Raw genomic sequence first — 19,849 nt, forward strand, 5'->3', positions numbered from 1 at the left:
ATTATCCGAACATTTCTTTTTCCTTGGACGGATTGCGGTAGTAAATCTCTCCTTCTTTCCATTCTTCAATGGCCAGCAAAGAAGGCTTAGGCAGTTTTTCGTAGAAACGGGAGATCTCGATCTGTTCGTGATTTTCGAATACCTCTTCCAGATTATCGCTATAGGAAGCGAATTCCTGTAGTTTGGCATCGAGATCCTGCTTCATTTCAACAGCCAACTGATTGGCTCTCTTACCGATGACCATCACCATTTCATATACATTACCCACCGGATCCGACATTTTCATTACATCGCGTGTCTCAGTGTTGGTACTTGCAGCAATTTTCTTGTAATCCATTTTTATTGTTTGTCTTATTGTCTGTTTTCTTTTGATCAAGAAGAGGGAAGCTCATCTATTTTGTCCTGAGCTTGACGATAATACTTATCGGCCTCTGCTATATATTTACCTTCGGGAAATAAGTTCTTATAGTTGAAATACTCATCAACAACCATACGATAACGCTCCGGCTGTGCCCTCAAAGCACTGTTCTGTGCGTACTCGAAACGGGCCCGCAGGATGGTAATCTGATATTCCTCCATATATTTGGAGAAAGGATAGCTCTTCATCGCCTCACGGGAAGTGATTACAGCCGACTCATAATTATTACCCATAAAATTGCCCAGATTCAGGTAAAGTTGGGCAGCAAGCAATTCTTTATAAGCCAGTTTCTCCTGAAGTTCGAACAGGTAGTTCTTCGCCTGATCGGCTCTCTCGGTTTGCGGATAGCGTTCGATATATTTTTGGAATTCAGCAATTGCAGTATAGGTTTTTGTCTGATCCAAACGGGGGTCGGGAGAATCGAGATACATACCATACGCCGAATAGAAAAGGGCCGGTTCGGCATATTCTCCTTTAGGATAAGTAGTGTAGTAGGTTGTAAACCACTGGGTAGCTGAATAGTAATCTTTTGAATTGTAGTGACTTTGAGCAAGGAGATAGACCGACTCTTCAGCCTGGGCTGTTCCCTTCATAAAAGCGACCAACTCTTCGAGCAATGTAATGGAACGGTTATACTTACCTTCCTCGAAATACTTTTTAGCATAACTGTATTTCAAGTCCCTGTCGGTACTTTTCAGAATCTTGTTATACTCATTACAAGAACTTAACGCCAAAGCGAGCAGCAAAAAATAGTACAGTTTTATTCTCATTACGTCACCAGTGGGTTTTAGGGTGCAAATTTACTGAATCTTTCTCATTTATGGATAACGGAATAGCTGTTTTTATTCAATTTTAGGATTTGGAGTTGATAAAATCGAGGATACTATCCACATATTTCCGTTCATTGCTCAGTTTAGGTACCTTGTTTTGTCCTCCTGCTTTTTCCCTGAATTTCATCCATTCATAAAAAGTATTCTTTTCGACGACCTTCACAATAGGCATACCGAGAGACAGGTTGTAAGAGCGTTTTGCTTCATAGTCGGAATTGAGCCGTTTCAGGCTCTCATCGAGAATATGTACGAAATCGACGAAATCACCGGAAGGAGGAGTTTCGAACTCGATAAGCCATTCGTGTGCTCCGTTGCTGTACTCCCCGAAATAGACAGGAGCAGCAGTGTATTCAGTCACTTTGGCTCCGGTTGCGCGACAGGCTTCATCGATAGCTTTATCGGCATTATCGACGATCAACTCTTCCCCAAAAGCATTGATAAACTGCTTTGTACGTCCCGTCACTTTGAAAAGATAGGGATCAGTAGAGGTAAATTGCACAGTATCGCCAATCCTGTATCGCCACAGACCTCCACTGGTAGTGATTACCATAGCGTATTGCTTGCCGGTTTCTACTCCGCTCAGGGGAACAGTGTACGGATTTTCCTTATCCCACTCCCCGATAGGGATAAACTCGTAATAGACATCGTTATCGAGCAATAAAAGCATATCTTTGGAAAGGGATGAGAACTGTACGCCAAAGAATCCCTCCGAAGCATTATAGGTTTCCCAATAACGCATCTTTTGCGAAGGGATGAGTAACTCATACTGTTCCTGAAAAGGAAGAAAACTAACTCCACCATGAAAGAATACTTCGAGGTGTGGCCATAGTTCGGGGATAGAACGGCCGGTATCTTCCACAATTTTTTTCAGTAACACCAGTATCCAGGAAGGGACTCCCACCATAGCACGAATATCGGCTTTGACTGCAAAGTCGGTCAACTTCTGCAGTTTTTCCTCCCAGTCGGGTAACAGTGCCACACTCTCGGGTGTTCTTTTTCTTTTTGCCATTATCGGAAGATTTTTCATCAAAATAGCAGAAATATCTCCTGTATAAATATTACCCCCGATACGGTTGATCTGCTGGCTACCTCCCAACACCAAAGTTTTCCCCAATATGAACGCGGTATCGGGATGATGAAAAGCATAGATTCCCAACATATGATAACCGGCCCGATAGTTTCCGTTATACAACGACTCTTTAGTGACAGGAATATATTTGCTTTTATCTTCAGTAGTACCCGATGACATGGCGAACCATTTCACAGGAGTATCCCAGAGTACATTCTGTTGATTATTTATGATTATCTTATCAAGCCAGGGACGTAATTCTTCATAGGAAATAAGCGGCACCCGTATCGTAAAATGATCACTATTCCGAATGGATTGAAAATTATTCTCTTTTCCGTAAAGTGTATTCCGCCCATGCTCAAGCAAGTTCTTAAAGGTTTTCTGTTGAGTTCCGAGCGGATCATCTACAAATTTTTTCACCGGCCTATAATAGCCGGTAAGTATGGAGCGGGTTATTTTCTGAATCATTCGATAAGGAATTGAAACGCAAAGGTAGACAAGAGTTTCGTAAATTTGAAGAACAAATTCACAATTTAATTAAAAACGGGTTATCCCATACGACTGATTTTATGGAGTCTCTCTTCATCGATGATCTTAATCTTTCTACCATCAATGGCAATGATGCGTTCGTTTACAAAGTTAGAAAGGGTACGAATAGCATTCGATGTAGTCATATTAGAAAGGTTGGCCAGGTCTTCACGTGCCAGGTAGATATTGATAGTGGCGCCATCTTCTTCAAGTCCATAACTCTCCATAAGGGCCAGAAGAGACTCAGCTAACCGCCCTCTCACATGCTTTTGCGTAAGGTTGACAATTCTCTGGTCGGCCACACCAAGATCGACAGATAACAACTGTATGAATAAAAGAGCCAGATTCCCATTCTTACGCAGGAACTTTTCTATCAACTCCATGGGAATCATGCATACAGTACAGGATTCGAAAGCCATAGCGGCTGTCACATAATTCTCACGCGCAAAGTAAGCCCTATAACCAAAATATTGCATAGGGCGTATAATCCTTATGATCTGACTTCTACCTCCTATCCCACTTTTAAGGATTTTCACCTTCCCGTTAAAAAGGCACATCAGGTATTTAGGCACATCGTTCTCAATATATATCGCTTCATTTTTCTTAAATTGAACAATACGAGCAGAGCTGCGCAACATTTCCCGTTCGGCATCCGTCAGTATCCTCCAAATATCAGATAATGTGGAGGATAAATCGATGACTTCTTTCTTTTTTCCTGCCATGAATGTTATAGAACTATGTTCTAAAACACAAATATACCGGTTTTTTTATAATTCACCTTAAAAAAATATCTTTTTTCTGTGATATCGAATAAGTTTAAGCAAGCTTGGTTTTTCTCCCGGCTTTCACTATATTTGCATCTTGTAAAAAAATGAAAGGGAAAGTCACTGTATATATCCTGTTTCTGTTCATTACTCCCTTAAAAAGTTTCGCTTTGGAAACGGAGTTGCCGGTAGATACCATAATGAAGAGAGTAATGCTTGCTGCTGAAAGATACAACGATCTGGTCGAGAGTTTTTCTGCAGAAATATATACACGTACCTATGTGGAAACCCTGAAGAAAAATTTCCTTTATAAATACACCCATCTGATTCCCCGGTTTGTATTGCATGACCCTGACAATGCGGCAGCTGTGATTGAAACCATCAGTGATTTACGATTTGAACATCCGAATAACTATGTACAGGACATACAACACGTGACCGGTACGCTTACCGCCAGAAAAGATCTCGACATGATACCGTTCGAGTTACTGAATATCAATATTTACGGCGAGACTACCAATGATGAAAGTTTTTTCATGCCTCTCCGATTCAGCACATCCAAATATTACCGGTATACGCTGACACGTACCTTTACCGAAAATGAAAAGACCTATTACAGTATCAACTTCAATCCTATTTACACAAACAGCAAGCTATTGAGAGGGACATTCATCATAGAGAATGGGAGTTGGCGTGTGATATCTTTCAGGGGCGAGGGTATCGATATCTTTTCTGATTTCTCGTTCGAAATAACCATGGGAGACGAATGGATCACCCTCTTCCTGCCGGTGCGATTCACCATCTATGAAACAGCATCTTATCTTGGAAATGTACTGGCAAGCAGGCACCTGGCAACGATCAAATACAAAGAGATGAAAATGAGACGGACAACAGAGTCTGTCCGTTCACTCAATATCAGCGACTTCTACAAAATACGGCTAGACTCCGTACCGCTGCAAAGCGATTCAACTTTCTGGAATGAACATCGGCCCATCCCTTTGCAGGCGATGGAAAGGGATGTACTTAGCCAGTATCGGCAAAGACAAGCGGAGAAAGCAGCCCGAAAGGCCGGGAACGATACTCTCCGCAGCCACAATTTCGCGCAACAGGTACAGCGGGTAGTGATGAACTCCAACTACGAATACCGTTCTACGGCAATCGGATATTCGGGTTTGCTCAACCCTTTGATGGTGGGATATACTTCGCGCGACGGTATAACCTACCGTCAGAAACTATTTTTTAATTTTGACCTGAAACATAATCGTACCGTAAAGATGAATGCCTTCGCCGGATTTATGGTCCGTCATAAGGAGTTTTTCACCGACCTGACCTCTACATGGAATTATGATCCTTACAGGTTGGGGAGCGCCACCATATCCATAGGAAACGGTAATCCCACCTATAGTTCTTTATTCGTCGACCAGATTCAGGACAGCCTTAATAACAGGGGCATCAATTTCGAGGATATCTCAGTGAAATACTACAGGGATTACTACCTGAAGTTGTACAATACATTCGAAGTGACCAACGGCCTGTTAGTGCAGACAGGGATTGATTACCATATCAGAAAGAGCAAAAACAACATGAGCAAGTTACGTTCTTCCGACAACGACAGTGAACCGATCGAAGAGCTGTTTGGCACCCGAAAATCATTCGCACCGTTCATCCGTATCAGTTGGACTCCTCAACAATATTACCGCTACGATGGACGACAAAAGATATATGAACGTTCTCCCTTTCCCACATTCAAGCTGGAGCTATCCCGAAGTTTTCAGAATGTCCTCGGGAGTACTTCGGAATATAACCGGATAGAGGTCGATCTCAGCCAGAATATCTCTTTTGGATTGAGACATTCACTTCAGTATCATGTGGGTGCAGGCAAATTCATCAACCAGAAAACAGAGTATTTTGCCGATTTCGTCTATTTCTCCAAAAACAACTTCCCGGAAAACTGGAATGACGGGTTGGGCGGCATCTTTAATCTGCTAAGCCGAGACCTGTATAATGCCTCCGACTCATACATTCAGGCGCATACCATGTTTGAAGCACCTTTTCTCATTCTGAAAAGTATTCCGTTCGTCTCCGATTTCGCCGAGAATGAACGAATTTACGTGAGTCAATTATACACCCCACAGATCATTTCCTATTCCGAACTGGGATATGGTATCGGCAACCGTTTTTTTAATGCCGGTTTCTTCTGCTCGTTCCACAAGACCGACTTCAGGCAACTGGGGGTAAGGGCGTCGTTTGAGTTCTGAGGAAAGTGGATAAGTGGACAGGTGGACAGGTGGTTAGAAATAGTTCAAGCAAGCTTGGTTTTTCTCCCGGCTTTCCTTATATTTGCGGGGCTATTTGTTTAGAGAGAAGAGAGAAGATTGGCTAACCGACAGAAGAGAATGTCAGGTGTATAAATAGCCTAGTTTTATTTGAAAAGTTTAACGGCAGATGATCTGTTTTCCCAACGCAAAAATCAATTTAGGGCTACATGTTGTTTCCCGCCGGACGGACGGCTACCATAACATTGAAACCATCTTCTATCCTATCGGGTTGAGAGATGCCTTGGAAATTATACCTGTAGAAAAAGAGTCTGCAGGAATTCCTGAATTTTCAGGAAACACCCATTCAATAACAACACGAGATAATACTTCTTCCCGGAAGTACCGTTTTTTTCAGACCGGAAACCCAATTGATGGTGATCCGGATAACAATTTAGTAATCAAAGCGCTGAATCTTATTACCTTTGAGAAAGAACTCCCGGAAATCGATATCCATCTGCTCAAAAAGATACCTTCCGGTGCAGGACTGGGCGGTGGATCATCGGATGCTGCCTCTACACTGATACTACTCAATGAGACTTTTGGCTTAGGGTATTCGAATGAGGAACTAATACTACGTGCCGCCCGTTTAGGTGCCGATTGTCCCTTTTTCATCCTGAACCGCCCTGCTTTCGCTTCCGGCATTGGAGATGAATTGGAACCCATAGAAATAGACTTAAGCAACTATACTCTCTTACTGGTAAAACCGGATATTATGGTGTCTACCAGAGAGGCTTACAGTATGATCAACCCACGAGAACCGGAGTTATCACTGAAGGAGATCATACGAAAATCACCGGAAACATGGAAGGAATTGATGAAAAATGATTTCGAACCACCTGTTTTCAAAAAATTTCCCGAAATTTGCAGGATTAAGCAACAACTTTACGAGATAGGAGCAGTGTATGCCTCCATGAGTGGATCGGGATCATCGGTCTTCGGTCTTTTTGAAAAGGCTCCCGATTGGCAGGGAAAATTTAATGATCACTTTGTCTGGTCGGATAAGGAAGATTGAGGGTGATTGGGTAGAGATTGATTAAAGATTGAATGAGATTGATGTGATAATGCGCCAACCCCGATAAATCGAAACAAGTAATGCCAATGAGATTGATTGAAGATTGAAAAATCCTAAATCCAAAAATCGTGGCTCTAACAATCTAAAAGTCCTGGCTCTAAAAGTCTAGCAGTCTTGACTCTAACAGTCTAACAGTCTTGGCTCTAACAGTCTATCAGTCTTGGTTCTAAAAGTCTAAAAGTCTAAAAGTCTTGGTTCTAAAAGTCTAAAAGTCCTGGCTCTAATAATTTATAAAATATGAAGCGATATATTTTTTATTCTTTTTTTACGGTTATTTCACTGGTAATGAACGTAAAGGCTCAGCAGTCACTGATGCCAGATAAGATTTATTCTTTCGAGCCCATTCCGGTGCAAAAGCCGGTAATGCTGGATAGTGTAAACCTGGACAAATCCGCCTTTTCAGATGAGCAACTACTTGCCTACCAGGTTTCCTTTCCGGCACAGGACCAGTTTACCACAGCCCTAACCTCGAATATAGCCGGTTTTTTCACTCTGCCAAAACCACAGCAGGGACAAGCATTGCAGTTATTTTCCTTCTTTGTCACCAGCGACCAGTATGGTAAGGGAAAACTCACCATCACATCTCCCAACCCATTGGAATTGTGGGTCGATAACGAAAAACGGGCAACTAAAACCCAGGTGAATGACAGCCTGCGCGGGGCGGGATCGGTGGATACTAACCTGAGCGGTCCGGCAAATAATGTACGTATTATCATAAAAATGCTTATCTCGGCGGATTACAAGGCCAACCCCGCCCTGAAAATCGAACTAAAACCCGACAAGGAAAATTCTTCGCTTACCTATACATTTAATAATATAGACAAACGAAGGATCAATATAAAAGATATCCTGGAAGGAAAAAGAGTAAACAGCTCCTCCATTTCCCCGAGCGGTCGATTTGTGTTACTCGGCCTGAGAGAAACATTACCTGGCGGCAACGTACGTAATTATACAGAGGTATACGATACCAAACAGAAACGGACAATATTATCGGAACCAGCCGGCAGAACACAGTTGGGTTGGATGCCCAAATCGGATTTGCTTTATTATGTGGAAGACAGCAATGAGGGACGGACGATCTACACTTTGGATCTACTCACGGCAGAGACAAAGATTATCGCGGAAGGACTCCCTAAAGAGCATTTCTATATGTCACCCGATGAACAATCGATCTTCTTCTCGACAAAGAAAAGCATCTCCATCAATAATCCCGGTGGACTAAAAAGGCTGATGGGAATTGATGACAGGCAATCGGGATACCGTGATCGCTACTTCCTTTATCGGCATTTTTTCAATACCGGACTCACCCAACAACTCACATTCGGGCGACAGACAGCATCGCTTAACCATATAACCGACGACGCAAAAAAGCTACTCTTTTCCACCTCCGAAGAATATCTTACGGAGCGACCATTTCAGAGGAGTTCACTCTATTTACTGGATTTGGAGACGATGGAAGTAGACACTATCTGGAAAGATGAATCTTACGCCTACAATGCCCAGTTCTCACCCGACGGAAAATATCTGTTGATCCATGGTGCTCCGGAAGCGTTCGGAGGGATCGGTCTCAATATCAAAGAAGGACAGATTGCCAATAGTTACGACACCCAGTCGTTTATCATGAACCTTGCTACCCGAAAGATAGAACCAGTCACCAGGAATTTCGGACCTACTATCAGCAGCCAGCAATGGAGTACAAACGACGGCCATATTTATTATCGCGTGGAAGAGGGAGACCGTGCAAATGTTTATCGCTATGATCCACAACGGAAAAAATTAGATAAGCTACCGCTCAAAGAAGATGTGATCCGCTCATTCAATATTGCTGAAAACGCAACATGGGCAACCTACACGGGTGTAAGCACCTCGAATTCAAACCGGAGCTACCTGTTGAATCTGAAGACGATGGAATCAATTCTCATTTCCGATCCTTATGCAGAAAAGCTTAATAAGTTGCAATTGGGAGAAGTGAAGGACTGGCAGTTCACCAGTTCTTTCGGCGATGTGATCGAAGGACGTTACTATCTCCCACCCAATTTCGATCCACAGAAAAAATACCCTCTGATCGTTTATTACTACGGTGGAACCAGTCCCACTTCACGAACATTCGAAAGCACTTATCCGTTACATGTCTATGCTGCACAAGATTATGTTGTCTACACGCTACAACCGAGCGGCACCACCGGCTACGGCCAGGAGTTCTCAGCCCGCCACGTGAATGCATGGGGCAACCAGACAGCTGAGGAGATCATAGAAGGGACCCAGACATTTGTAGCTTCGCATCCTTTTGTAGATGGAACCAGGATCGGTAATATAGGAGCATCGTATGGTGGATTCATGACTCAATATCTTATTACCAGAACGAATATCTTCTCCGCATCAGTATCGCATGCCGGCATCAGCAATATTGCCAGTTATTGGGGTGAAGGATATTGGGGTTACTCCTACAGTGCCGGAGCAAGTGCAGGAAGTTATCCATGGAACAATCCCGATCTCTATGTGAAACAGAGTCCACTCTTCGCGGCTGATAAAATCAACACACCACTGCTACTACTACATGGTACAGTCGATACCAATGTACCAATGGGTGAAAGTATCCAGATGTATAATGCACTGAAGCTGCTTGGCAAGGAGGTGGAATTTATCCAGGTGGAAGGAGAAAATCACGCCATTTACGATTACGAAAAACGAATCGCATGGAACAATGCCATCTATGCATGGTTTACCAAATGGCTGAAAAACGACTCCCGCTGGTGGGACTCCATGTTCCCCAATGAGTGAAAAAGTGGATAGGTGGTTAGGTGGATGTGATAATTTAACGATTTAACGATGAAATGATTGATCTGGAAAAACTTTGCAATGAGGTAAAAGAACTGGCACTCTCTACGGGCCAATACCTAAAGCAAGAGCAAGCGGTTTTGCGAAAGGGAGATATCAAGCTAAAAGGTACGCGTAATTACGTAACTTATATCGATAAAGAAGCGGAAAGCAAATTAGTAGAGGGATTGAGCAAATTACTACCCGAAGCGGGATTCCTCACGGAAGAGGAAACTGTGAAGTTTGAACCGAGAAAATACACATGGATCATTGATCCGTTGGACGGCACAACCAACTATGTACATGGCGACTTGCCCTTCTCGGTAAGCATCGCACTGATGAAAGCAAAAGAGATTATCCTGGGAGTGGTCTATGACCCGGTAGCTGGGCAGATGTATTCTGCCACCGGAACCGGGAAATCTTTTATGAATGATAGTCCGATAGGTGTAAGTAGGCACTCCACATTAGTAAATGGCTATATAGGCTTTGGCATTCCGTACAGCCTGGACGAGAGAGGCGAGAAGATACTCTCAAATGCCATGAAACAATTTCGCAAATGCAGTTTCCGCATCAGGGGATCAGCCGCGCTGGAGATCTGTTATGTGGCGGCAGGCGTCAGCGACACTTACTTCCATAGCGGCCTCTCACCGTGGGATGTAGCTGCAGGAGCGTTCATCCTGCAGTGTGCCGGAGGGAGATGCACCGACTTTTCAGGCGGGGACAATTATATTTTCAACAAGGAGTTGGTAGCTTCAAACGGGATCATTCATCAGGAAATTATGGATACGATTATACATGCAAATTAATGGATAACCAAACTGTTTTAATAGCATTCCTACTCACTCTTTTTGCCGGGCTATGCACCGGTATCGGCAGTTTGACCGCTTTTCTGGCAAAACGCACCAACACCAATTTCCTGAGTTTCTCATTGGGCCTTTCCGCAGGTGTGATGATCTACGTATCGTTTATGGAATTGATGCCCAACTCATTGGAAGGACTTACCGGAGAGTTTGGAAAAAAAATGGGGATGCTCTATATGATCCTCGGTTTTTTCGGCGGGATTGGACTGATCTCTTTGATAGACTTCCTGGTACCCAAATCGCAGAATCCTCATGAGATACATGGCGTGGAAGAGATGCACTCAAACTACCGGTTGAAACAAACAGGTATGATCACGGCCATCACCATTGCCATCCACAATTTCCCCGAAGGGATTGCGACGTTCATGTCCGCTTTGAATTCCCTTGAAATAGCCATCCCCATCACGGTGGCCATCGCCATCCATAATATCCCTGAAGGGATTGCAGTATCAGTCCCCATCTATTACGCTACCGGCAGCAAGAAAAAAGCATTCTGGTTATCATTCGCATCAGGATTGGCAGAGCCTTTGGGTGCGATGATAGCTTTCCTGTTCCTGCTTCCTTTCTGGACTCCGCTATTAGATTCGCTTATTCTCTCGGCAGTGGCAGGAATAATGGTTTTTATCTCCCTGGATGAGCTGCTACCCAGTGCGGAGAAGTATGGAAAACACCATCTATCCATTATCGGGTTGATGGTAGGTATGGCGATCATGGCATTGAGCCTCTATTTGTTTGTCTGAACAAAAAAGATTATTTTTGTTTCTCATTTTCAACACTCAATACATACAGCGATGACAACAGATATTAGACAAATAGGCGAACGTATTAAAGGGTTACGCGAAGCAGTCGGTTTATCTCCCGAAGAGATGGCTCACAGGCTGGAAGTAGATACAGATGATTACCGGCAATATGAAGTGGGTGAAAAAGATATCTCAGTCTCATTCTTACAACGCATTGAGCGGGAGTTCAGTGTGGATCTGGGTACCCTGATGTTTGGAACTGAACCACGGATGAATTCCTATTTCATCACCCGGAAGGACAAAGGTGTAAGCGTGGAAAGAGTTTCAGCTTATAAATACCAGTCGCTCACCTCCGGGTTCACCAATAACGTAGCGGAAATCTTCGTGGTGACAGTAGAACCCAAACCGATAGAGAGTGATTTCTATCAGAATATCCACCCGGGGCAGGAATTCAACATGGTACTGGAAGGAAGCATGATGCTGCATATCAACGGCAAGGATCTTCAGTTAGACGAAGGCGACAGCATCTATTTCGATTCGTCGCTTCCACATGGGATGAAGGCACTCAATGATAAGCCGGTGAAATTCGTTGCCGTCATCCTCTACCCATAACAAACCGAGAAACAAAATATTTACCTACATCCGTCGGGATCTTACCATCAGAGGATTTTGACGTTATAACAAGGTTATCATGTTAGAAAAATTTATAAAGAAAACATCGTTCAGTTCGCATCAGGATTTTATCGACAATTATCACATCTCGGTACCCGAGAACTTCAATTTCGCGTATGACGTGACCGACGAGTGGGCACGGACCAACCCCGAAAAACGAGCGCTCTGCTGGACAAACGACAAAGGGGCACATAGGGATTTAACGTTCGGCGAGCTGAAAACACTTTCGGACAAGGCTGCTTCGTTCTTCCAATCGCTCGGTATCGGAAAAGGAGATATGGTGATGCTTATCCTGAAGAGAAGCATCGAATTCTGGCCAGCTATACTGGGGTTGCACAAGATCGGTGCCATAGCTATTCCCGCCACTCACCTGCTGACCGACAAAGATATTATCTACCGCAATAATGCGGCCGACATAAAGGCGATCGTAGCCGTAGAGGACGACAACCTGATAGGGCATGTGAACAAGGCGATGGACAAATCACCCACAGTACAATACCGCATCATGATAGGCGAGACCATTCCCGAAGAATGGATCGATTTCTGCCGTGGAACAGAGGAAGCTGCCCCATTCGTGAAACCGGAGAAGGTGAACGACAACGACGACATCATGATCCTTTACTTTACTTCCGGCACTACTGGCGAACCCAAGATGGTGGTACATGATTTCACCTATCCCCTGGGACATATCACCACCGCCAAATACTGGCACAACCTTCACGAGGATAGCGTACACCTGACCGTAGCGGATACCGGATGGGCCAAGGCAGTCTGGGGAAAGTTGTACGGACAGTGGATCGTGGGTGCCTGCGTATTTGTATATGACTTTGAAGGCCGTTTTATTCCAGAAGACATGCTCAGGATGATATCGGAATACAAGGTCACTTCGTTTTGCGCTCCTCCTACTATCTTCCGGTTTTTGATCCGTGAAGACCTTTCCAAATACGATCTTTCGGCGCTGGAATATTGCACTACCGCAGGAGAAGCACTGAACCCCTCGGTATTTGAAACGTTTTATAAGCAGACGGGTATCAAGATGATGGAGGCGTTCGGCCAGACCGAAACGGCACCTACCATCATCACCTTCCCCTGGATAGAGCCGAAACCGGGATCGATGGGTGTTCCCAATCCCCTTTACAAGATGGATTTGCTGACACACGACGGCCGTTCGGCGGAAGATGGGGAGCAGGGTGAAATTGTCTTCCACACCGATGAAAACAGACCACTCGCTCTGTTTAAAGGGTATTACCGCGATGAAGCGCTTACTCGTGAAGTGTATGCCGATCACGTGTATCATACGGGTGATATGGCGTGGCGTGACGAAGACGGCTATTACTGGTTTGTGGGACGTACCGATGACGTGATCAAAAGTTCCGGATACCGTATCGGCCCCTTCGAGGTGGAGAGCGCCGTAATGACCCATCCTGCCGTAGTGGAATGCGCGATCACCGGCGTACCTGACGAAATCAGGGGACAGGTGATCAAAGCCACCATCGTGCTGGCTCAGGAATATAAAGAAAAGGCAGGTGACGAACTGGCCAAAGAGATCCAGGAGCATGTGAAGAACGTGACAGCTCCTTATAAATACCCCCGATTGATTGAATTTGTCAACGAATTACCAAAGACGATCAGCGGCAAAATCCGACGGGTGGAGATCCGGGAGAAAAACTAATGTGCCAATGTGACTAATGTGACTAATGTGCCAATATGACTAATTGAAAAGAAGTGAAGAAGTCGAGGTATGGAGAAGTCATTTTCAATTGTCCATTGTCAATTGTCAATTAATAAAGTCTTGGCTCTTGATTCTAAATAATAAAAATTTTAATGATATGAAGAAAGCATACGTATTTCCCGGTCAGGGAGCCCAATATGTGGGCATGGGTAAAGAGTTGTATGAAACATCACCCTTAGCGAAAGAGTTGTTCGAGAAAGCGAACGAGATTCTCGGGTTTCGGATTACCGACCTGATGTTTGCAGGTACGGATGAGGACCTGAAACAGACAAAAGTTACGCAACCGGCCATCTTCCTCCATTCGGTGATTATGGCGAAAACACTGGGTGAAGAGTTCCAACCGGATATGACCGCCGGCCATTCACTGGGAGAATTTTCAGCATTGGTAGCGGCCGGTGCCTTATCATTCGAAGACGGCCTGAGGTTGGTACATGCCCGTGCATTGGCGATGCAGAAAGCGTGCGAGAAACAGCCTTCCACCATGGCGGCCATCCTGGCGCTTGACGATACAAAAGTAGATGAGATCTGTGCATCGATTGACGATGTGGTAGTTCCCGCCAACTACAACTGCCCGGGACAGATCGTGATCTCCGGATCGATCGGCGGCGTTGAAAAAGCGTGCGAGCTGATGAAGGAAGCCGGTGCAAAACGGGCATTGATCCTGAAGGTAGGTGGTGCCTTCCACTCACCGTTGATGGAACCGGCACGCGTAGAGTTGTCGGCTGCCATCGAAGCAACACCCTTCTCTGTACCGGTTTGTCCCGTGTACCAGAATGTATCTACCACCGGTGAAACCGATCCCGAAACCATCAAGAAGAACCTGATCGCACAACTTACCTCACCGGTAAAATGGACGCAATCGGTACAACAGATGATTGCCGACGGTGCTACAGAATTTGTAGAACTCGGCCCCGGCACCGTATTACAGGGTTTAGTATCGAAAATAAATAAGGAAGTATCTGTTTCAGGAAAGCAATAACCCGCTTCAGATATTGTCACAATAAAAAGAGGCTGTCTCAGGATGAAGTTGAACTTCAGTGAGACAGCCTTTTATCGTAAACTGCTGAATTCATCTTTTAATTCATTTGAAGATTTATCCATCATCCATTTTTTATTGCCGCAAAGTTGGCTACCCATTGGAAGATAAAGAATCCGATAATGAAAATAAGTGTCAGCAAATTAAATACCATTCCTGTCGAAAAGGCTAATATGACGGCAAGGATACCTGCGATTCCGAGTGCGATTGAATAACCGGGCAGGAGATATTTGGATTTGGATGGTAAAAATATGACGCTGAATGGTACCATCATGACAAAACCAAACAAAGCAATAGTGAGAAATCTCACATCCGACAGGATGAAATAAAGCAGCATACCGGCAACACATGTGAACAATGCTCCAGCCACAAAGTTGGAACTCATCTTTTCTTTCTTGTCGAGCAATAATTGCCCATAAACGTTGAACCGTAAAAAAAGATTGCTTATAGGCCCGATTATCCAGGTAGAAAATGCTATCAATGAGAGTAAGATGACCACTGGGATCAGGTAGGGCTGTAAAGAGTCATTAGTTTGGGCGGTAGTATTTAAAAACCTCACCACAAAATAAAAACCGATAATAATCCCCCACTGATATCTGGCAGTGTGTTTTTCCATCCAAAAAGCATATTTCAGGAACGCCCTATAAATGGGATTGGCTGCTTTCAATGCCTCCAACATTCCGGATTGTGCATAACTGTAGTCTGGATTGTTTTTCAAGGACTCCTTAAAATGTTCCAATGCTTTTTTATGGTCGCCCTTTTCCAATAATCCCCAACCATAATTAGCGTGAGTGTAAGCGTTATTCGGATCTTCTCTCAGTGCGCCTTCAATAGTGTTGAACGACTCTTCGCTTCTATTCAATTTCAGTAAAGCCGTACTTCTGGTGTTCAATCCCAGGATATTTTCGGGATCAATTTCCAATGCCTTATTGGCAAACTCCAACGCTTCGTTATATTGCTTGCGGGTCAGTTTGATATTGGCCAGCAGGGCAAAGTAATCGGCGTCGTATGGATCTAATGCTATGGATTGCCTGATATTCTTCTCTGCCTCATCATAATCACCCTGTTTGTAGGCAATCCGGGATTTGGTATAAAACAAGCCAGCCACATCGGGTGATAATCCAATGGCATTGTCGATGATATTTGTTGCCGTATCATATTTTCCCAGTTGCAAATTGGCTTCCGCCAACAAGTAGAGATACTGGATATTTTCCGCATCGGTCGTAAGCATATCTCTCAATATATGATCTGCCTCTACATACCTTCTCTGTTCGAGTAAAACTTGCACCCTCGATAGTCCGCTGTCTTCTGTCATCTTATTTCTTTATTTGCATATAAGTCAAAATATCATCATATAACCCCGAGTCGTTTGCGAATAAAGCGAAGTTCCTGGCTGTCATAAACCACTCCTGTGTAGTTGGTTTATGCCTTTTAGCAGCATTCAGCAAATCCCGGGTATTGATCGGTTTGGGAATACCATCTAAAAATGAAGATTCCAACTTTTCTTCAATCGCCATATCGATGATCGCATCGATATCGGCACCGGAATAGTTCTCCGTCTTTTTGGCAATTGTGCTGTAATCCACTGATTCTATCGGCTTTTTTTGCAGTTTGAGCCTCAGGATAGACTCCCGGCCCATCTCGTCTGGTGGTGGCACGAAAATGATACGGTCGAACCTTCCGGGACGCCTGAAGGCAGGATCTAAATTCCAGGGCGTATTGGTTGCGCCAAGAATTAAAACCCCTTCATTGTCACTGTTTATACCGTCCATCTCCTGTAAGAACTGATTGATCAAATGCCGCCCGCTGGACTGTTTCATATCGCTACGGCTTGCCCCTAATGCGTCAATCTCGTCGATGAACAGTACGCAGGGAGTATGTTTTCTTGCTAACTCGAAGATTTCATGCAGATTTTTTTCGCTGTTGCCGACCCACATATCCAGGATATCATTCAAGTCTACACTGATAAATTCAGCGTTTACCTGGCCTGCCGTTGCTTTGGCAAGATAGGTCTTGCCGCAACCCGGAGGGCCGTATAGTAAAATTCCGCCCCCGGCTTTCTTCCCGTAAGCCTTGTAGAGGTCGGGATGGAGTAACGGTCTGATAATCTTTAGTTCGATCTCTTTTTTGACACTCTCCATACCGCCTACATCGCTAAAATTGATGGTCGGCTTTTGCAGAAAACGGTTATCGATCTCCTCATCTCCGTCCATTAGTTCTTCACGGGCTCCCCTCACTCTCAACTGAGAGTCCAACTCTTCGTCGACATAACCAGGATCTATCGCCAATGCTTTCTGATAAGCATCTATTGCTTTAGATATTTCATTTTCTTTCAGAAGCCCCCTGGCATACAAGATAAAGGTCGTACCATCCCGGGTACCTCCCTCGATCACCTCTTCCAGGATCACATTACAAGCAGAATAAGATCCTTTTTTAAAGTAGAGATTGGCAAGCCCTACTTTTACTTTCGTATCGTTTGTTGAGTTCAGGAGAGTAATATATTCCAATTCGGCTTCCTCAAACCGGTTAAGTTCCAGTAATGTCTCTGCCAGTAAAAGTCGCAAAGGCCTGTTGTCAGGCGAATGCTTTAATGCCTCTCTTAAACTCTCAATGGTGCTGTCATTCATGCTTACATGCGTGATGTTATGTCCATAAAATAATGTCAATTCACAAATATATGCATTTTTTCTTAGTCAATAATTCTATCTGAATGTTTATTGCATGATTGTGAAAATAGACCTTCGGGAACTACTGATCCTCTCTTCAAATTTTTCAGCAGTTTTCAGTGACAACAGTAATAAGAGTTGCATTTTCATTGTGGATTAAGGATTCTTATCTAATTTTTTTTGTTAAAACCGCAATTAGAAAATACATTTGCACCGTAACTCAATTACTAAAACAGAAAACTATGCAGAAATTAGTGCTCATATTTACACTCATTGCATCTGTTGCTCTTTCGGCACAGGCACAGGATGAGTTTTTCAGCGCTCCCGACTATGCGCAAATTGGAAGGAACATAAAAGAACCTACTTCCTCTTATTATTATCCGAAATTGATGGAGAAATATATGTCCGGTGATGATAAAATGACTATGGAGGAAGGGCGGCATCTCTATTTCGGATTTATCTTTCAGCCTCAATATACACCGGTAGATACCTCCACCTATAACAATAAATTGGTAGAAGTATTGTCGAAAAAGACTTTTACACCCAATGATTTTAAGAGTATCCTGGAGTACTCTAATGCACTGTTGCTGGAAGATCCGTTCAACCTGCGTGCATTGAATGCCAAACTACTGGTGTACGCACAGGAAAACAATGTCGAAGAGTATAAGAAGGTGGCTCAACAAAGACATGTGGTACAGAATGCCATAGCCGGGACCGGAGATGGGATGTCGGATAAAACGCCATTTTACGTGATCAGGGTAGCACATGAATACGATATACTCCCTTTCCTGGGATACAATTTCGGCGGTGAGGATAAAATCCTGTCAAACAAAAAGGTGAATTATCTGTCACTCGGCACCAATCGATTCGGCGTAGAAAGGGTATATTTCAATATAGCACCGGTTATCGATCAGGTGAGTTCACGTGGCGGAGGAAAAATGTAAAGTGGTTGTTAAAACCACTTTCTTTTTTTAAAATACCATAGCATACCAATGGCGATTAACACCATCACTCCCCAAACAATGAAATAACCATATCTGAGATGCAGTTCGGGCATATTATCGAAATTCATTCCGTAGACACCTACAATAAATGTGATAGGGATAAATATGACCGAGAAGATGGTAAGCAGCGCCATAATATCATTGAGCTTTGTACTCATGGAAGAGTGATAAATATTCAATTCATCATACAGTAGTTCACGGTAGTAGTCTAATAGCTCTACCACCTGGTTTATATTATCCTGAAGTTCCTTGTAGTGTTTTTCGTTTTGAGGAGTAATAAAATCGCTATCAGACTTCACAAGACCTATGATCATCTCTCTGGCAGGCCTTATATTGCGTCCCAAATTGCTGAGTTCACGTTTGAGAAGGTTTATTATTTTGAGAGTTTCCTTACCGGGATTTAAGATCATCTCGTTTTCCAAATTTTCAATCTTTTCGCCCAATACCCCCAGGATAAAGATGTAATTATCAATTACCACATCCAGCAGAGAAAAGCCCAGATAATCGGCACCCAATGTCCTGAATCTCTTTGAATGCTTTCTGACCCGTTCCCTGACGGGGTTAAAAAGATCGCTCTTCTCTTCCTGAAAAGTGATGAGCAAGTGATCCATGATCATTACACTCAGGTTGTCAATCGATATAAGATTCGTCTTTTCATCGATTTGCATCATCTTCAATGAAATAAAAAGGCCATTATCGAACTCTTCCATCTGAGGGCGGATACCGGTTTGCATCACATCCGACAAGATATCGGCCGGAATCTGCAGAGTATCCACCAACTCAGCCATCAATTGCTCATCGTGTAATCCATCGATATTCAACCAGACAAGTGCTTCTCTATTTTTATAGGACAGAAGCTCCCCTACCGACCCGATTGTCAGCTCATTCACCTTCTCGAAATCAATCTCAAAAAGTGTCATCCGGACTTCTTCGGAACGGTGCCGGCCACGGAATTTCAGTTCGTATGGTGAGAGGCCAATGTCTTCTCTACGTTTAGGCATAACGAAACTTTTCTAAATGAATAGGATGAAGTAACAAATTACGACGTTCTTCTTCCAAATCTGATGTTTATTCATAATCGTTTTTAGTGATAATCTACAAAATCCAAATTTACAGTATTTATTTGAAAAACAACAAAATTTCCCGTAAACTTAAAAGAGGCCGAATGACAACGTGTAACAAGCCTAAACACTTCTATTCCAAATCAAATCTCCCAGCTATCACAAATCTAAAGAAGCTAAGTTTGGAACACTAAAATCAATTAGTAAAGAATTGGAGTTAAACTTCAGGTGAATTTCGTTTGAGCCGTATTCCCTTTTCCAG

16 protein-coding genes are annotated in these 19,849 nt (G+C 43.6%); 9 read left to right on the plus strand and 7 right to left on the minus strand.

Annotation, left to right across the window (positions count from 1 at the left end):
• Position 1: 1 nt before the first annotated feature.
• From VB073_RS00795 to VB073_RS00810, 4 genes are all read right to left on the minus strand, one after another.
• Entirely contained in the window at positions 2-337 is a 336-nt protein-coding gene (locus tag VB073_RS00795) for a DNA-directed RNA polymerase subunit omega (protein ID WP_323402235.1), read from the minus strand.
• A 35-nt stretch (positions 338-372) separates the two neighbouring features.
• On the minus strand, positions 373-1,188 hold the full coding sequence (locus VB073_RS00800) for an outer membrane protein assembly factor BamD (protein ID WP_323402236.1): 816 nt from the start codon (positions 1,186-1,188) through the stop codon (positions 373-375).
• Positions 1,189-1,270: 82 nt separating this feature from the next.
• On the minus strand, positions 1,271-2,785 hold the full coding sequence (locus tag VB073_RS00805; RefSeq protein ID WP_323402237.1) for a GH3 auxin-responsive promoter family protein: 1,515 nt from the start codon (positions 2,783-2,785) through the stop codon (positions 1,271-1,273).
• 80 nt (positions 2,786-2,865) lie between these two features.
• Positions 2,866-3,567, minus strand: coding sequence for a Crp/Fnr family transcriptional regulator (locus VB073_RS00810; protein ID WP_323402238.1), 702 nt, complete (start codon positions 3,565-3,567; stop codon positions 2,866-2,868).
• 149 nt (positions 3,568-3,716) lie between these two features.
• On the opposite strand from VB073_RS00810, the gene VB073_RS00815 reads away from it, so the two are divergent.
• From VB073_RS00815 to fabD, 8 genes are all read left to right on the plus strand, one after another.
• Positions 3,717-5,867: a DUF5686 family protein gene (locus VB073_RS00815; RefSeq protein WP_323402239.1), complete on the plus strand. Its 2,151-nt coding sequence runs from the start codon at positions 3,717-3,719 to the stop codon at positions 5,865-5,867.
• Positions 5,868-6,054: 187 nt separating this feature from the next.
• Positions 6,055-6,939: a 4-(cytidine 5'-diphospho)-2-C-methyl-D-erythritol kinase gene (gene ispE / locus VB073_RS00820; protein WP_323402240.1), complete on the plus strand. Its 885-nt coding sequence runs from the start codon at positions 6,055-6,057 to the stop codon at positions 6,937-6,939.
• 297 nt (positions 6,940-7,236) lie between these two features.
• A complete protein-coding gene (locus VB073_RS00825) occupies positions 7,237-9,780 on the plus strand; it encodes a S9 family peptidase (protein WP_323402241.1) in 2,544 nt (847 codons plus the stop codon).
• Between the two features lie 53 nt (positions 9,781-9,833).
• Positions 9,834-10,622, plus strand: a complete 789-nt coding sequence (locus tag VB073_RS00830) for an inositol monophosphatase family protein (RefSeq protein WP_323402242.1) — start codon at positions 9,834-9,836, stop codon at positions 10,620-10,622.
• Positions 10,622-11,416: a zinc transporter ZupT gene (gene zupT, locus VB073_RS00835; RefSeq protein WP_323402243.1), complete on the plus strand. Its 795-nt coding sequence runs from the start codon at positions 10,622-10,624 to the stop codon at positions 11,414-11,416. Before VB073_RS00830 ends, zupT begins: the two co-directional genes overlap by 1 nt.
• Before the next feature lie 51 nt (positions 11,417-11,467).
• Positions 11,468-12,028 carry an XRE family transcriptional regulator gene (locus VB073_RS00840; protein ID WP_323402244.1) on the plus strand — a complete coding sequence of 187 codons (561 nt, stop codon included), beginning with the start codon at positions 11,468-11,470 and terminating at the stop codon, positions 12,026-12,028.
• A gap of 79 nt (positions 12,029-12,107) precedes the next feature.
• Positions 12,108-13,760: an AMP-binding protein gene (locus tag VB073_RS00845; RefSeq protein WP_323402245.1), complete on the plus strand. Its 1,653-nt coding sequence runs from the start codon at positions 12,108-12,110 to the stop codon at positions 13,758-13,760.
• 157 nt (positions 13,761-13,917) lie between these two features.
• Positions 13,918-14,799: an ACP S-malonyltransferase gene (gene fabD, locus VB073_RS00850; RefSeq protein ID WP_323402246.1), complete on the plus strand. Its 882-nt coding sequence runs from the start codon at positions 13,918-13,920 to the stop codon at positions 14,797-14,799.
• Between the two features lie 121 nt (positions 14,800-14,920).
• Here the strand turns inward: fabD and VB073_RS00855 are convergent, their stop codons facing one another.
• Together VB073_RS00855 and VB073_RS00860 are read right to left on the minus strand one after the other, a co-directional pair.
• Complete coding sequence (locus VB073_RS00855) at positions 14,921-16,171, minus strand: tetratricopeptide repeat protein (protein WP_323402247.1); 1,251 nt, start codon at positions 16,169-16,171, stop codon at positions 14,921-14,923.
• A gap of 1 nt (position 16,172) precedes the next feature.
• A complete protein-coding gene (locus tag VB073_RS00860; protein ID WP_323402248.1) occupies positions 16,173-17,522 on the minus strand; it encodes an AAA family ATPase in 1,350 nt (449 codons plus the stop codon).
• 242 nt (positions 17,523-17,764) lie between these two features.
• Between VB073_RS00860 and VB073_RS00865 the strand changes: the two genes are divergently transcribed.
• Complete coding sequence (locus VB073_RS00865; protein ID WP_323402249.1) at positions 17,765-18,466, plus strand: DUF4919 domain-containing protein; 702 nt, start codon at positions 17,765-17,767, stop codon at positions 18,464-18,466.
• 8 nt (positions 18,467-18,474) lie between these two features.
• On the opposite strand, the gene corA is transcribed toward VB073_RS00865, so the two are convergent.
• Positions 18,475-19,527, minus strand: coding sequence for a magnesium/cobalt transporter CorA (corA, locus tag VB073_RS00870; protein WP_323402250.1), 1,053 nt, complete (start codon positions 19,525-19,527; stop codon positions 18,475-18,477).
• Positions 19,528-19,849 lie beyond the last annotated feature (322 nt).

Origin of the sequence: Proteiniphilum sp. (assembly GCF_034927365.1) — a bacterium.
Taxonomy (GTDB): domain Bacteria; phylum Bacteroidota; class Bacteroidia; order Bacteroidales; family Dysgonomonadaceae; genus Proteiniphilum.

What these genes read in the sequence shown, in the direction of transcription:
- VB073_RS00795 (WP_323402235.1), bottom strand. Translation starts at nt 337, where the DNA reads ATGGATTACAAGAAAATTGCTGCAAGTACCAACACTGAGACACGCGAT.
- VB073_RS00800 (WP_323402236.1), bottom strand. Translation starts at nt 1,188, where the DNA reads ATGAGAATAAAACTGTACTATTTTTTGCTGCTCGCTTTGGCGTTAAGT.
- VB073_RS00805 (WP_323402237.1), bottom strand. Translation starts at nt 2,785, where the DNA reads ATGATTCAGAAAATAACCCGCTCCATACTTACCGGCTATTATAGGCCG.
- VB073_RS00810 (WP_323402238.1), bottom strand. Translation starts at nt 3,567, where the DNA reads ATGGCAGGAAAAAAGAAAGAAGTCATCGATTTATCCTCCACATTATCT.
- VB073_RS00815 (WP_323402239.1), top strand. Translation starts at nt 3,717, where the DNA reads ATGAAAGGGAAAGTCACTGTATATATCCTGTTTCTGTTCATTACTCCC.
- ispE (WP_323402240.1), top strand. Translation starts at nt 6,055, where the DNA reads ATGATCTGTTTTCCCAACGCAAAAATCAATTTAGGGCTACATGTTGTT.
- VB073_RS00825 (WP_323402241.1), top strand. Translation starts at nt 7,237, where the DNA reads ATGAAGCGATATATTTTTTATTCTTTTTTTACGGTTATTTCACTGGTA.
- VB073_RS00830 (WP_323402242.1), top strand. Translation starts at nt 9,834, where the DNA reads ATGATTGATCTGGAAAAACTTTGCAATGAGGTAAAAGAACTGGCACTC.
- zupT (WP_323402243.1), top strand. Translation starts at nt 10,622, where the DNA reads ATGGATAACCAAACTGTTTTAATAGCATTCCTACTCACTCTTTTTGCC.
- VB073_RS00840 (WP_323402244.1), top strand. Translation starts at nt 11,468, where the DNA reads ATGACAACAGATATTAGACAAATAGGCGAACGTATTAAAGGGTTACGC.
- VB073_RS00845 (WP_323402245.1), top strand. Translation starts at nt 12,108, where the DNA reads ATGTTAGAAAAATTTATAAAGAAAACATCGTTCAGTTCGCATCAGGAT.
- fabD (WP_323402246.1), top strand. Translation starts at nt 13,918, where the DNA reads ATGAAGAAAGCATACGTATTTCCCGGTCAGGGAGCCCAATATGTGGGC.
- VB073_RS00855 (WP_323402247.1), bottom strand. Translation starts at nt 16,171, where the DNA reads ATGACAGAAGACAGCGGACTATCGAGGGTGCAAGTTTTACTCGAACAG.
- VB073_RS00865 (WP_323402249.1), top strand. Translation starts at nt 17,765, where the DNA reads ATGCAGAAATTAGTGCTCATATTTACACTCATTGCATCTGTTGCTCTT.
- corA (WP_323402250.1), bottom strand. Translation starts at nt 19,527, where the DNA reads ATGCCTAAACGTAGAGAAGACATTGGCCTCTCACCATACGAACTGAAA.